At 53.5% G+C, this 13062-nt stretch carries 11 protein-coding genes; 10 read left to right on the top strand and 1 reads right to left on the bottom strand.

Going from position 1 to position 13062, the window contains the following annotated elements:
- Positions 1-2: 2 nt before the first annotated feature.
- A complete protein-coding gene (locus E1162_RS11240; protein WP_155130722.1) occupies positions 3-1613 on the bottom strand; it encodes a phosphoenolpyruvate carboxykinase in 1611 nt (536 codons plus the stop codon).
- 421 nt (positions 1614-2034) lie between these two features.
- On the opposite strand from E1162_RS11240, the gene E1162_RS11235 reads away from it, so the two are divergent.
- The 10 genes from E1162_RS11235 to E1162_RS11190 all read left to right on the top strand — a co-directional run bounded on the left by E1162_RS11235 (position 2035) and on the right by E1162_RS11190 (position 13051).
- Positions 2035-2733, top strand: a complete 699-nt coding sequence (locus E1162_RS11235) for a response regulator transcription factor (RefSeq protein ID WP_155130720.1) — start codon at positions 2035-2037, stop codon at positions 2731-2733.
- 16 nt (positions 2734-2749) lie between these two features.
- Entirely contained in the window at positions 2750-4573 is a 1824-nt protein-coding gene (locus E1162_RS11230) for a sensor histidine kinase (RefSeq protein WP_155130718.1), read from the top strand.
- Between the two features lie 14 nt (positions 4574-4587).
- Positions 4588-5055, top strand: coding sequence for an HPr kinase/phosphorylase (locus E1162_RS11225; protein WP_371311907.1), 468 nt, complete (start codon positions 4588-4590; stop codon positions 5053-5055).
- Positions 5056-5169: 114 nt separating this feature from the next.
- Positions 5170-5574, top strand: a complete 405-nt coding sequence (locus E1162_RS11220; RefSeq protein WP_155130714.1) for a PTS sugar transporter subunit IIA — start codon at positions 5170-5172, stop codon at positions 5572-5574.
- 9 nt (positions 5575-5583) lie between these two features.
- Complete coding sequence (locus E1162_RS11215; RefSeq protein WP_155130712.1) at positions 5584-5868, top strand: HPr family phosphocarrier protein; 285 nt, start codon at positions 5584-5586, stop codon at positions 5866-5868.
- A 38-nt stretch (positions 5869-5906) separates the two neighbouring features.
- Positions 5907-6368 carry an NUDIX hydrolase gene (locus E1162_RS11210; protein WP_155130710.1) on the top strand — a complete coding sequence of 154 codons (462 nt, stop codon included), beginning with the start codon at positions 5907-5909 and terminating at the stop codon, positions 6366-6368.
- 199 nt (positions 6369-6567) lie between these two features.
- On the top strand, positions 6568-7968 hold the full coding sequence (gene ahcY / locus E1162_RS11205) for an adenosylhomocysteinase (RefSeq protein ID WP_155130708.1): 1401 nt from the start codon (positions 6568-6570) through the stop codon (positions 7966-7968).
- 306 nt (positions 7969-8274) lie between these two features.
- Entirely contained in the window at positions 8275-10725 is a 2451-nt protein-coding gene (locus E1162_RS11200) for a sensor histidine kinase (protein ID WP_371311906.1), read from the top strand.
- 47 nt (positions 10726-10772) lie between these two features.
- The gene (gene tsaE / locus E1162_RS11195; RefSeq protein WP_155130706.1) at positions 10773-12272 is read left to right on the top strand and encodes a tRNA (adenosine(37)-N6)-threonylcarbamoyltransferase complex ATPase subunit type 1 TsaE; all 1500 of its coding nucleotides are present in this window, start codon (positions 10773-10775) and stop codon (positions 12270-12272) included.
- Positions 12273-12316: 44 nt separating this feature from the next.
- Positions 12317-13051, top strand: a complete 735-nt coding sequence (locus tag E1162_RS11190; protein ID WP_155130703.1) for a nucleotidyltransferase family protein — start codon at positions 12317-12319, stop codon at positions 13049-13051.
- Positions 13052-13062: the final 11 nt, after the last annotated feature.

The following is a 13062-nucleotide window of genomic DNA, read 5'->3' as shown; positions in this document are numbered from 1 at the left end:
TGTTACTCAGCGGCGCTATAGATTTCCGGCGCTGCATCCATAACCTCGTTACCGACATGCTCTTCAAAGCGGCGGAAGTTATTGGTGAACATCTCAACGAGCTTTGCTGCCTGCGCATCGTAGGCGAGCGGATCTTCCCAAGTGCCGCGCGGATCGAGAATCGCCGTGTCTACGCCAGCAACCAGAACAGGAACATCGAAGCCGAAGTTCGCATCCTTGCGGAACGCACCGTTCTTCAGTGTGCCGTTCAGTGCTGCAGTCAAAAGCGCACGGGTTTCTTTAATCGGCATGCGGTGGCCAACGCCGTAAGGGCCGCTTGTCCAACCGGTGTTGACCAGCCAGCAGTCAACATCATGCTTTGCGATCAGATCCTTCAGCAATGCGCCATACTCGGATGGGTGACGCGGCATGAAAGGAGCGCCAAAGCAGGTGGAGAATGTCGCCTGCGGCTCGGTTACGCCTTTTTCTGTGCCAGCAACTTTCGCGGTGTAACCGGAAAGGAAGTGGTACATAGCCTGCGCGCCGGTAAGCTTGGCAATTGGAGGCAGAACACCAAACGCATCAGCGGTAAGCATGATGATGTTCTTCGGATGACCTGCGCGACCGGCTTCGCTTGCATTTGGAATGAAGTCGATCGGGTAAGCGCAGCGGGTGTTTTCGGTTTTGGAGCCGTCGTTGAAGTTTGGAACGCGGTTGGAATCCAACACAACGTTCTCCAAAATCGTACCGAAGCGCTCGGTCGTGGAGAAGATTTCCGGCTCTGCCTCGCGGGAAAGGTTGATGGTCTTTGCGTAACAGCCGCCTTCAAAGTTGAAGATGCCGTTCGGCCCCCAGCCGTGCTCGTCATCGCCAACCAGTGTGCGCGAAGCATCAGCAGAAAGCGTTGTCTTGCCGGTGCCGGACAGACCAAAGAACACTGCCGCATCATCACTGTCGCCGTTGTTGGCGGAGCAATGCATAGGCATGATGCCCTGTTCTGGAAGCAGGAAGTTGAGCATGGAGAAGACTGACTTCTTCATCTCGCCTGCGTAAGAGGTGCCAGCAATCAGCACGACCTTGTTGGTGAAGTCGCAGGCAATAATGGTTTGCGAGCGGCTGCCATGACGGGCCGGATCGGCTTTAAAGCTTGGCAGATCAACGATGGTCATTTCCGGAACGAAGTTGAGAAGCTCTTTTTCTTCCGGACGACGCAGAAGGTTGCGAATGAAAAGCGAGTGCCACGCGTATTCGGTGAAAACGCGAACCGGTAACTGGCTGGAAGCATCCGCACCACCGTAAAGATCCTGCGCGTACAGTTCCATACCCTCGGCATGCTTGATCATATCTTCCTTGAGCAGCGCAAACTGCTCAGGGGTCATTGCAGCGCTGTTATCCCACCAGACCGAATTCTCGGTGGTCGCGTCCTTTACGATGAACTTGTCCTTGGGCGAGCGACCGGTGTGCTCACCGGTATCGACAACCAAAGCACCGCCTGCAGCAATATTTGCCTCGCCTTTGCAGAGAGAATACTCATAGAGCTCGGGTGCTTTCATGTTCCAATAGAGATTATTGATGCCGGAAAAGCCAAAAATCTCACTGCCTGCCACGGAATTCCGAGTACCGAACTCTGCCATTTCTTGTCCCTCAGTAATGCACTGTTCAAAGTGGACCTAATAAGTAATGCCGAGTGATAAGTTTTAACTTCGCTACACCTACCACTCATGAGTTGCATATAATGAGAACATAATTACAACAAGATGCCCTTACTCACCTAAACCGATTGAATAAGTAAGAAGTTCAGTGCAAAACAATTTTATATTGAAAAATCAGAATTTAAATCGATTTTGGTTTTACCAAACTGTGAATTTTACTTTGTCATTTGCAATGGAGTTGACCGAAAATCAAAAATATACTCGTCATAAAATCATGGTGATTCATTGACGCGAAAAAAATGTAATTAAACAGGCTTTTGCCTTATTTCGACCTTATGAGTTCTCACTGCTGTGCATCTGTAGTAAAACCAAAATCTAGGATAGAAGGATTAAGGCTCCAACCATGCCGACGATTGCCTTGGTCGACGATGACCGTAACATTTTGACTTCAGTGTCGATTGCTCTGGAATCTGAAGGGTACCGTGTTCAGGCTTACACCGATGGCGCATCTGCGCTAGAGGGGCTTTTAAACGACCCGCCAGACCTAGCAATTTTTGACATTAAAATGCCGCGTATGGATGGCATGGAGCTGCTTCGCCGCCTGCGTCAGAAATCTGACCTTCCTGTGATTTTTCTCACCTCCAAAGATGATGAGATTGATGAATTGTTTGGCCTGAAAATGGGCGCAGACGATTTCATCCGTAAACCGTTTTCCCAGCGCCTCATGGTAGAACGCGTTAAAGCTGTTTTGCGCCGTGCTCAGGCCAAGGACGCGACCACAAGTGCAGGCGAAGCCAGCAAGACCCTTGAACGTGGCCATTTGGTTATGGATCAGGAGCGTCACACTTGCACTTGGATGGGTAAGCAAGTCGTTCTTACTGTTACCGAGTTTCTTATTTTGTTTGCCCTTGCGCAGCGTCCTGGCGTTGTAAAGAGCCGTAACGCTCTCATGGATGCCGCTTATGATGATCAGGTCTATGTCGACGACCGCACCATCGACAGCCACATCAAACGTTTGCGTAAGAAATTCAAAGTCGTTGATGATGATTTCGACATGATCGAAACTCTCTACGGCGTAGGATATCGCTTCCGCGAAAACTAGGAAGCATCCTTGCGAGATGTTGGAAAGCGACAATTCCCAAGAAAGTGCCAAAGAACCTGCCGGTAAAACGCAGGCGCACGAAGGTCATGGCAAAAGCCGGTTTCGCTGGCTTCGCAGAAAGCAGGTCCGCCGTAGGGTGTTCTCGCGTTGGGGCGGTTTGCTTGGAACCTATATCTTCTCCTCTTTGACACGTCGAATTCTGGTTCTGAACCTCGTAGGCCTTGTGGCGATGGTTGTCGGTATTTTGTACCTCAACCAGTTCCGTGCAGGTCTTATCGATGCGCGTGTCCAGTCTCTGCTGACTCAAGGCGAAATTATTGCCGGTGCCATCGCCGCATCCGCCACCGCTGATACAAACACAGTGATGGTGGATCCCGAGCAATTGCTGCGCCTTGAGGCAGGGGAAAGCCTAAGCCCTCGTGGCAGTCTTTCTAATCTGGACTTCCCGATCAATCCGGAGCAGGTTGGCCCCGTTTTGCGGCGATTGATTTCGCCGACGAAAACGCGTGCCCGCATTTACGATCCGGACGGAACGCTGCTACTCGATTCCAGAAAGATCTACGACTACGATCAGATTTTCAGATTTGACCTGCCGCACCCTGAAGAAACGAAAACACCGTTTCTGGAAGGCCTGTGGCAACAAGCCAAACTCTGGATGCGGCGGGGAGAACTGCCGCTCTATCATGAATACGACGGACACGACGGCCTGAAATACGCCGAAGTGGAAGCTGCTATGTCCGGCTCTCCGGCAAGCGTTGTGCGCTTGTCTGACAAAGGCGAGATGATCGTCTCTGTTGCCGTTCCGATCCAGCGCTTTAGGGCTGTGCTCGGTACATTGCTGCTCTCCACCCAAGGCGGAGATATTGATGCCATCGTTGCTGCTGAGCGAAACGCGATCATCAAGATCTTTATCGTTGCAGCGGTCGTTGTAATCATCCTGTCCATTCTGCTGGCAGGCACTATTGCTGGTCCTGTTCGCAGACTGTCAGAGGCCGCACAGCGTGTGCAGCGCTCGATCAAGTCCCGTGAGGAAATTCCAGACTTTGGAGATCGTCACGACGAAATCGGCTTCCTTGCCCGCGCTCTCAGAGACATGACCAATACGCTCTATGACCGTATGGAAGCGATTGAAAGCTTTGCCGCCGATGTGGCGCACGAGCTGAAAAACCCGCTGACATCCTTGCGTAGTGCGGTGGAGACCTTGCCTCTGGCCAAGACAGAGGACTCGCGAGCCCGTCTTATGGAGATCATTCAGCATGACGTTCGTCGTCTTGACCGCCTGATCTCTGACATTTCCGAGGCATCGCGCGTCGATGCGGAAATGGCACGAGCTGAGAACCAGAGCTTTGATCTGGCTGTGCTGCTGCGTACCCTTGCCGAAATCGCCAACGAGCGCACGAGGGAAGGGGAGCCGGAAGTTGTTATCGAGGTCGTTCCGTCTAAAATCGAACATCCGTTCGAGATGGTTGGTAACGGTGAGCGCCTGTCTCAGGTGTTCAATAACCTCATTGATAACGCTCGTTCATTCTCTCCAGAAGGTGGCAAGGTCTACCTGACGGCCCGTCGTGAGCAGTCCAAGATTGTTGTGACGGTTGAGGATGAAGGGCCGGGTATCGGGGCCGATGTTATGGAGCGTATCTTCGAGCGCTTTTATACAGACAGACCTGAAACTGAGGGCTTTGGCAATAACTCCGGCCTCGGCTTGTCGATCTGCCGTCAGATCGTTCAGGCGCACAACGGTACCATTACCGCTGAAAACCGCAGCGATAATGCCAAGAGTGAAGACGATAAAGCCAAAACCGGCGCCCGTTTCATCGTAACATTGCCAGTCAGGCATTGAGGATGGGGCAGAAGGTGGCCAAAGGCGAAGGTGAGCGCGATCAGGCAGTCCACGCAAGCTGTGTGGTTGTTGGAACGCGCGGCCTTCTTGTCAGAGGCCCCTCTGGTTCTGGTAAATCCGGTCTCGTCAACGAACTGATGGATCGCGCTAATTCACGGGGGCACTTCGCTGCCCTCGTTAGCGATGATCGTGTTTACCTTGAGGCACTTAATGGCCGCTTGGTAGCAACCGCCCCTGTCACGATACAAGGGCTTTTGGAAATTCGGGGACGCGGTATCGTTCGGCGCCCTTTCCTTACCCGTGCAATTGTGAGTCATGTTGTGGATTTCGTTCCCTTGGAGCAGTTGGAGCGCATGCCGCAAGATGTCGCAATGATGACGCAGATTTGCGGTCTTAAATTACCGCGACAGCCGATTCCTGTAGAGAACTTTGCGGTAGCTGTGCGTCTTGCTGAAGAAGCATTGGAATCTGATTTCGGCTAAATCTAAAATCGCCGCTTCGTCCGTGCCGATTTTTCTTGCACGAAGCTCATTGTTGAAACACAGTGTGGCGAAAGAATAGGCGTTACGCCTTGGTCAAAACACAACGGGAATTGAATGATTGGTCTAGTACTCGTCACCCATGGTCGGCTTGCAGAAGAGTTCAAGTCGGCTCTGGAACATGTTGTCGGTCCGCAAGAGCGGGTTTCAACCATCTGCATTGGGCCGGATGATGACATGGAACAGCGTCGGCAGGATATTCTGAATTCCGTTGAAGCCGTGAATGATGGCTCCGGCGTTGTGCTGCTTACCGATATGTTCGGCGGAACCCCATCCAATCTGGCTATTTCCGTGATGAACGGTGGCACGATTGAAGTTGTTGCCGGTGTAAACCTGCCAATGCTTATCAAGCTGGCAAGCGTGCGCAACGAACTGCCAATTGCTGAAGCGGTAGAAGAGGCACGCAACGCGGGCCAGAAATACATCTCCGTAGCCAGCCAGGTCCTTTCAGGGCAGAGTTGATAGGCAGACATGGCAAACGGTGAACCGCTTCAAGCGACCCTTACCATTGTAAACCGACGCGGCTTGCACGCCCGCGCTTCCGCCAAGATGGTCAAACTGGTGGAAACGTTCGATGCAAACGTCGAGGTCTCTAAAGACGGACAAACCGTAGGCGGTACGTCCATTATGGGCCTTATGATGCTGGCAGCCTCCCCGGGTTGCTGCATTCATGTAAGCGTCTCGGGCAACCAGTCGACGGAAGCAATGGCAGCAATTACCCATCTTGTAGAAGACGGGTTCGGTGAGCGGGACTAGTCCCGCTCTTTTCTTATCTGGATCTCTTTAGGCAGACTATGACCGCAAAGCCAACAATGACACAGCGCCCCGGCGCGCGGGTATTCGTGTTGGATTCGCAGGATCGTGTGCTGCTTTTCCATTTTGTTTTTGGTGAGGGCTATAAAGTCCAGCGCACGTTCTGGGGCTGTCCGGGCGGCGCAAAAGAATCTCATGAGAGCTACGCGCAAGCCGCACAGCGTGAACTGCTTGAAGAGACAGGCTTTGACACTCCCGTAGGCGCGGAGGTTTTTCGGCGCCTAAGCCATTTTCCATTGCCGGACGGGGAATGGGTAGAAGCAGATGAACGCTTCTTTCTCGTACGCACCGATAGCAAGGAAATCGACCGCAGCGGCCATATCGGCTACGAAAAAACAGTGCTGCAGCAAGCGCGCTGGTGGTCTATCGAAGAACTGCAAGCAACCGAGGAGACCGTGTTTCCTGAGGGGTTGCCGGAAATCCTCTCCAATCTTCTCAAGTGATTCCATACATCGCGCCAAAGACTTGGTTGTATAAGCGCCTCTTTGCGCGAAAATGATATAAAGAAACCTTTATATCTTTATTGCCATCCGCGATGGGCCTTTGCTATAAGGGGCTCGATTTGGAATTTTTCCCTTCATAGGCGCAGCTATGGGTGTCGGGTATTGCCGAAGCGCTGCGCAGCACGATCAGGAACGATTGATGAGCACTTTCACAGACTACATCGTAAAAGATCTGGGCCTTGCAGACTGGGGCCGCACCGAGATCGAAATCGCTGAAACCGAAATGCCGGGCCTCATGGCTTGCCGCGAAGAGTTCGGTGCTAGCCAGCCTCTCAAGGGTGCCCGCATTGCAGGTTCCCTGCACATGACCATCCAGACCGCAGTTCTCATCGAAACCCTCGTTGCTCTGGGCGCGGAAGTTCGTTGGGCATCTTGCAACATCTTCTCCACTCAGGATCAGGCTGCTGCTGCAATCGCTGCTGCAAACATTCCTGTGTTCGCTGTTAAAGGCGAAACTCTGGAAGAATACTGGAACTACGCAGACAAAATCTTCGACTGGGGCAACGGCGAAACCGCCAACATGATCCTTGACGATGGTGGCGACGCGACCCTCATGATCCTGCTGGGTGCAAAAGCTGAATCTGATCCTTCCGTACTGGACAACCCGTCCAACGAAGAAGAAGAAGCGCTGTTCGCAACTATCAAAGCTCGTATCGCACGCGACCCAGGTTACTATTCCCGCGTAAAAGCAAACATTCAGGGTGTTTCTGAAGAAACCACGACTGGTGTTCTGCGTCTTTACGAAATGCAGAAGAAGGGCGACCTGCCATTCCCTGCAATCAACGTGAACGACTCTGTTACCAAGTCTAAATTCGACAACCGCTACGGCTGCCGTGAGTCTCTGGTAGACGGTATCCGTCGTGGTACCGACGTGATGATGGCTGGTAAAGTGGCTGTTGTTGCTGGTTACGGCGACGTTGGTAAGGGCTCTGCACAGTCTCTGGCTGGCGCTGGCGCACGCGTAATGGTCACCGAAATCGACCCTATCTGCGCACTGCAGGCATCCATGGACGGCTTTGAAGTGAAGTCCATGAACGAAGCAGTGAAAGAGGGCGACATCTTTGTAACCGCAACCGGCAACAAAGACGTTCTGACCGCTGACCACATGCGCGAAATGAAGGACATGGCTATTGTTTGTAACATTGGCCACTTCGATAACGAAATTCAGGTTGCTTCTCTGCGTAACTACAAGTGGCGCAATGTTAAGCCGCAGGTTGATCTGATCGAGTATCCAGATGGCAAGCGCTTGATCCTTCTTTCCGAAGGTCGTTTGGTAAACCTTGGCAACGCAACCGGTCACCCATCTTTCGTGATGTCCGCAAGCTTCACCAACCAGGTTCTGGCGCAGATCGAACTGTTCACCAAAGGCGAGCAGTACAAGAACGAAGTTTACGTTCTGCCTAAGCACCTTGATGAAAAAGTGGCTCGTCTGCACCTTGCTAAACTCGGTGTTACCCTCACCGAGCTGACTGACGAACAGGCATCCTACATCGGCGTAGAAAAAACCGGCCCGTTCAAGTCCGAGCACTACAAGTACTAAGGTACCTATAAGTTATCATAGAGCCCCATCTACATTTAGTAGGTGGGGCTTTTGCGCTTACTAATAATAGTGGTGGATCAATTCTTCGCCCACAAATTTTGTTTACTATTTGTAAAGAACCTCTTCTGCGTGAATCTAGTTCGAGTTAAATTGGTTAACGAATCAGTTGCTGAGTAGGCGGTATAGCAACTTTCACGGCTCACAGTTCGTGGGCATTGCGGCGGAATAGGGGGCACCAGCATGCCATTTGGCTTGCATCAACGCCTGCGCGTTAGCGTAGCGTGGCGAATGAGGATTCGACAAATTGTGAATCTGCTTGCCGTTGGTGCGTTTGCAATGGTGGCAGCGGCCGGCTTTTCGCAGGCTACCGATATTCTTCCGGCAATTTCAGGCAGTTCTGTAAACCCTCTTGCAGTGATGTGGCTCGCTGCTATGGCTGGAGCTATCGCCTTTGCTGTCACCATTTCTGTTGTGCTGGTTCGTTACCGCCGCCGTGCAAGCGAAGAAATTTCCGCGCTTCAATCTGACAAATCAAACTGCCTTGCCCGCATCGACAAGCTGGAGAGCCTGATCGAGACCGATGACAGTCTAATGCTGATCTGGGAAGGGCGCAGCCGCCTACCGCTCGTTGCAGGCTATATGTCCGAGTCATCGGAGTTTCCTGATAGCCTTGAAGACCTGCTGGACTTTGGCAGCTGGCTGGATACCAAGTCGGCAGAGGCCATTACTGCCTATCTGGATCATCTTCGCAATCATGGCGAATCCTTCAAAATCTCGCTTGGCAGTTTGACGGGCACCTATTTTGAGGCAACAGGCCGTACCGCAGGCGGAGCAGCAGTCCTTCGCCTTCGTGATTTGACGGGTGATCGTCAGGTCTCCGCCCGCATTGCAGAAACAAATCGCAGGCAGCAAGACGAGTTAACGTCACTGCGCCGCCTTCTGGACCAGCACTCAGCGCCTGTGTGGCAGCGAAACGGTGAAGGGCGTCTGACTTGGGTGAACGACGCATATGTGGACGCCGTTGAGGCTGCCAGCGTTAAAGACGTTGTCGAGAATGGCATCGAGTTCCTTGATGAAAAGGGCCGTCGCCGTGTTTCCATGTTGCGTCAGGACGAGGGCGTGTTTAGTTCGCCTCTGCCGGTGGTCGCAGCAGGCGAGCGCCGCGTTTACGAAGTCACTGATGTTAAGGGCGACTGTGGCAGTGCTGGCCTGACACTGGACATCAGCGAGCTTGAGCGCGTTCAAAAAGAACTGCGCCGCACGCTGGATTCCCATACCCGTACGCTGGATGAGCTGCAAACGGCAGTGGCTATCTTTGGCACAGACCATAAGCTCCAGTTCTTCAACGCTGCCTATCGCGATTTGTGGGAGCTGGATCCAGTCTTCCTTGAAAGCAAGCCAAGCGAAGGCGCGGTACTGGATGCTATGCGTGCCGCCCGCCGTCTGCCAGAACAGGCTGACTACAGAAGCTGGCGCAACAAGCATCTGGAATGCTACCAGTCTCTGGAGCCAAAGGAGTTCTGGTGGTATCTGCCCGATGGCCGCACACTGCGTGTGATCGCCAACCCGCAAACGCAGGGCGGTGTCACCTACACCTACGAGAACGTTACCGAGCAGCTTGATCTGGAAAGCCGCTACAACGCGCTGTCCCGCGTGCAGGGTGAAACGCTGGATCATCTGTCAGAAGCTGTTGCTGGTTTCGGCTCTGATGGTCGATTGCGTCTGTGGAACCCGGCCTTTGCCAACACATGGGGCCTTGACGCCGTAGAGTTGGACGAGCGCCCGCATATCTCGGCGTTGATCGAGAAGGTTGCGACACTCTTCCCGAACCGTGAAGTGTGGCAAGAGCTGTCCGGTAGCGTCACCGGCCTTATTGAAAGCCGCACAGCACGTACGGGCCGTATGGAGCGCAACGACGGTAACATCGTGGACTTCGGTATCGTGCCGATGCCCGATGGCGGTACTATGCTCACCTTCGTCAACGTGACTGATAGCGTGAACGTGGAACGTGCCCTCGTTGAAAAGAACGATGCACTTCAAGAGGCGGATCAGCTCAAGAACGCGTTCATTCAGCACGTCTCCTACGAACTTCGTTCGCCGCTTACAACTATTATCGGCTTCGCACAGTTGCTGGGTGATCCGAAATTCGGCGAGCTGTCGCAAAAGCAGTCGGAATACACAGACTACATCCTGTCTTCCTCCTCCTCCCTGTTGGCGATCATCAACGACATTCTCGATCTTACCACCATTGATGCTGGCATTATGGAGCTGGATATCTCCGAAGTGGATGTGTCCGGTACCGTTGTTGAGGCCGTCGAGGGGCTGAAAGACCGTATCGCGGAAAGTCACCTCACGCTGAAAACCCATGTGCCAACCGATATCGGCTCCTTCAAGGCTGATGAACGCCGCCTGCGTCAGGTACTCTTTAACCTCATCTCCAACGCCATCCGCTATTCTCGTGAGTATGGCCTTGTGGAAGTGTTCTGCGAGCGCCATGCGGACATGATGCAATTCCGCGTCGAGGATCATGGTATCGGCATTTCCGGCGAGATGTTGGGCGAGGTTTTTGCCCGCTTTGTCGGCAAGGGTACGGAAGGCAACAGACAGGGCGTGGGTCTTGGCCTGTCGATTGTGAAGAGTTTTGTCGAACTCCACGGCGGAACAGTTGAAATTGCCTCGGAAGAAGGTGTAGGGACAACGGTCACCTGCAACTTCCCTCTGGAACCACGTGTTGTGGGATTGCACGCAGCAGAATAGATCGGGCCCAACGCCCGATCCTTTAGGACGAGGCACCCGTTCATCTCATGCAGATCGAGTTAAAAGACCAACAAGCGACCGAACTCTTTGCCGCTGACCTTGCCGAGCTTTTGAAAAACGGCGATGTGATTGCCCTCTCAGGCGATCTGGGAACGGGAAAATCCACTCTCTCACGTGCATTGCTGCGCCATATGGCAGCCGATCCTGCGCTGGAAGTACCAAGCCCTACCTTTACGCTGGTGCAGACCTATAGCCTGCCGCGCATGTCTATCGCCCACTTTGACCTCTACCGTATTGAAGAGCCGGAAGAGCTGGATGAACTGGGCCTTGAAGAATATTTGGAAGAGGGCGTTGCGCTTATCGAGTGGCCAGAAATGGGCGACCCGTCCTACTGGCCTGACGCGCTGGAAATCAAGCTGGAAGAGGGTATCGAACCAGACACCCGTGTACTGACGCTCTACGCCAACAGCGACGACTGGGAACAGCGCTTGGACCGCCTTGCCGCCCGCCGTGCGCTGATTGAAAATGCTGGCTGGCAGAATGCCGAACGCACCCATGTGAAAGGGGATGCCTCCACCCGCGCGTATCTTCGTCTATCCCGTGATGGCGAAACTGCAATCCTCATGGACAATCCCGCCCGCCATGGCGAGCCTGCCTTGCATAGCGGCAAAACCTACGCCCAGCTTGTTCACCTTGCAGCAGACATCAAACCGTTTATCGCCATTGCTGAGGAGCTGAAGCGTCAAGGCTTTGTCGTGCCGAACATTCTGGCCGCAGATATTGAAAGCGGCATGGCGCTGCTTTCTGATCTCGGCAACGACTTCATCGTGGTGGACGGCAAGCCGGTTGAGGAGCGATATGAAGCCTCCATCGACGTGCTAGCAGCCATGCACAGCCGCGCTTTGCCAGAGGTAATCGAGAGCGAGCTGGCTGGCTCTGTAACCATGCCGACCTATGATGCGCAGGCGCTGGTAACGGAGTGTGAGCTGTTCCTCGACTGGTACTTGCCATACCTCATCAACGCGACAGCAAGCCCTGAGCAGCGCGCCGCCTTTGGCGATGCATGGCGCGACGCACTGGCACCGTTGGAAGCTAGCCCGAAGACTTGGGTTCTGCGTGATTACCACAGCCCAAACCTGCTTTGGGATCAGAATGCTGAGGGCACAGACCGCATCGGCATCATTGATTTTCAAGATGCCCAGCTCGGTCACCCTGCCTACGATGTAGCATCGCTTGTTTATGATGCCCGCTTTGATGTGCCGCAGGATATGCGCGAGCGCCTCGTGAACCGCTATTGTGCTGCAAGGGCTGCATCCGAGCCCGCATTTGATGAAGCCGCTTTCCGCTATGCGCTGGCCGTATGCGCCGCGCAGCGTAACACCAAGATCCTTGGCGGTTTCGTTCGTCTTGACCGCGCTTTCGGCAAACCAACCTATCTAAAGGAATTAGACAGAATCCGGTGTTATCTTGATGACGCGTTGGCGCATCCGCAGCTGAAAAATCTGAAACAGCTGCTGGACGTCATACTGCTGTCAAAACAACTCTGACAAACTGGAGAAAATCCAGAAAGAACCTAGAGATAAACCGATAGATGCTGAGTGATTCCCATTTCCGTCCCGACCATGCAATCGTGCTTTCCGCTGGCATGGGCACCCGTATGCGCCCCATCACGGCGACCACCCCAAAGCCCCTCGTTGAGGTCTGCGGTACCGCCATGCTGGACCACGCCCTGCTGCGCCTAGAAAAAGGCGGCATCAAAAAGTGCGTTGTGAACGTGCATTACCTTGCCGATCTCGTTGAGTTTCATGCTGCCAAGTTCAAAGGCATGGAAATGGCGATTTCCGATGAGCGCGGCATGCTTTTGGAAACGGGCGGCGGCGTGAAAAAAGCTCTGCCGATGTTGGGTGATAGCCCGTTCGTGGTCACTAACTCCGACAGTCTGTGGGTGGAAGGCGTAATGCCGAACCTTGAGCACCTTGCCAATGCTTGGGATCCTGAGAAGATGGATATGCTGTTGCTGCTTGCTTTGCAGGTGAACAGTGTCGGCTATGACGGCAAAGGCGACTTTGAAATGGATTCTGAAGGCGTGCTGGCACGCCGTCAGGAAAAGCGTATAGCACCGTTTGTTTATTCCGGTACCATGATCATCAAGCCGGAACTGTTTGCCGATACGCCAGACGGTCCTTTCTCGCTAAACCTCTTGTTCGACAGGGCAATTGAACAAGGCCGCCTCTACGGCATTGAGGGTGATGGCATGTGGCTGCATGTGGGAACGCCGGAAGGCTTGAAAGATGCGCACACAGCCATTGCAGAGAGTGCCGCTTGAGCCCTATTAAG

Source organism: Pseudovibrio flavus (assembly GCF_009711345.1).
Taxonomy (GTDB): Bacteria; Pseudomonadota; Alphaproteobacteria; order Rhizobiales; family Stappiaceae; genus Pseudovibrio; species Pseudovibrio flavus.
This window is presented reverse-complemented; position numbering and strand designations above follow the sequence as displayed.

Bases quoted from the DNA above. Each gene is read 5' to 3' on its own strand.
- E1162_RS11240 (WP_155130722.1), bottom strand. From the start codon at position 1,613: ATGGCAGAGTTCGGTACTCGGAATTCCGTGGCAGGCAGTGAGATTTTT.
- E1162_RS11235 (WP_155130720.1), top strand. From the start codon at position 2,035: ATGCCGACGATTGCCTTGGTCGACGATGACCGTAACATTTTGACTTCA.
- E1162_RS11230 (WP_155130718.1), top strand. From the start codon at position 2,750: ATGTTGGAAAGCGACAATTCCCAAGAAAGTGCCAAAGAACCTGCCGGT.
- E1162_RS11220 (WP_155130714.1), top strand. From the start codon at position 5,170: ATGATTGGTCTAGTACTCGTCACCCATGGTCGGCTTGCAGAAGAGTTC.
- E1162_RS11215 (WP_155130712.1), top strand. From the start codon at position 5,584: ATGGCAAACGGTGAACCGCTTCAAGCGACCCTTACCATTGTAAACCGA.
- E1162_RS11210 (WP_155130710.1), top strand. From the start codon at position 5,907: ATGACCGCAAAGCCAACAATGACACAGCGCCCCGGCGCGCGGGTATTC.
- ahcY (WP_155130708.1), top strand. From the start codon at position 6,568: ATGAGCACTTTCACAGACTACATCGTAAAAGATCTGGGCCTTGCAGAC.
- tsaE (WP_155130706.1), top strand. From the start codon at position 10,773: ATGCAGATCGAGTTAAAAGACCAACAAGCGACCGAACTCTTTGCCGCT.
- E1162_RS11190 (WP_155130703.1), top strand. From the start codon at position 12,317: ATGCTGAGTGATTCCCATTTCCGTCCCGACCATGCAATCGTGCTTTCC.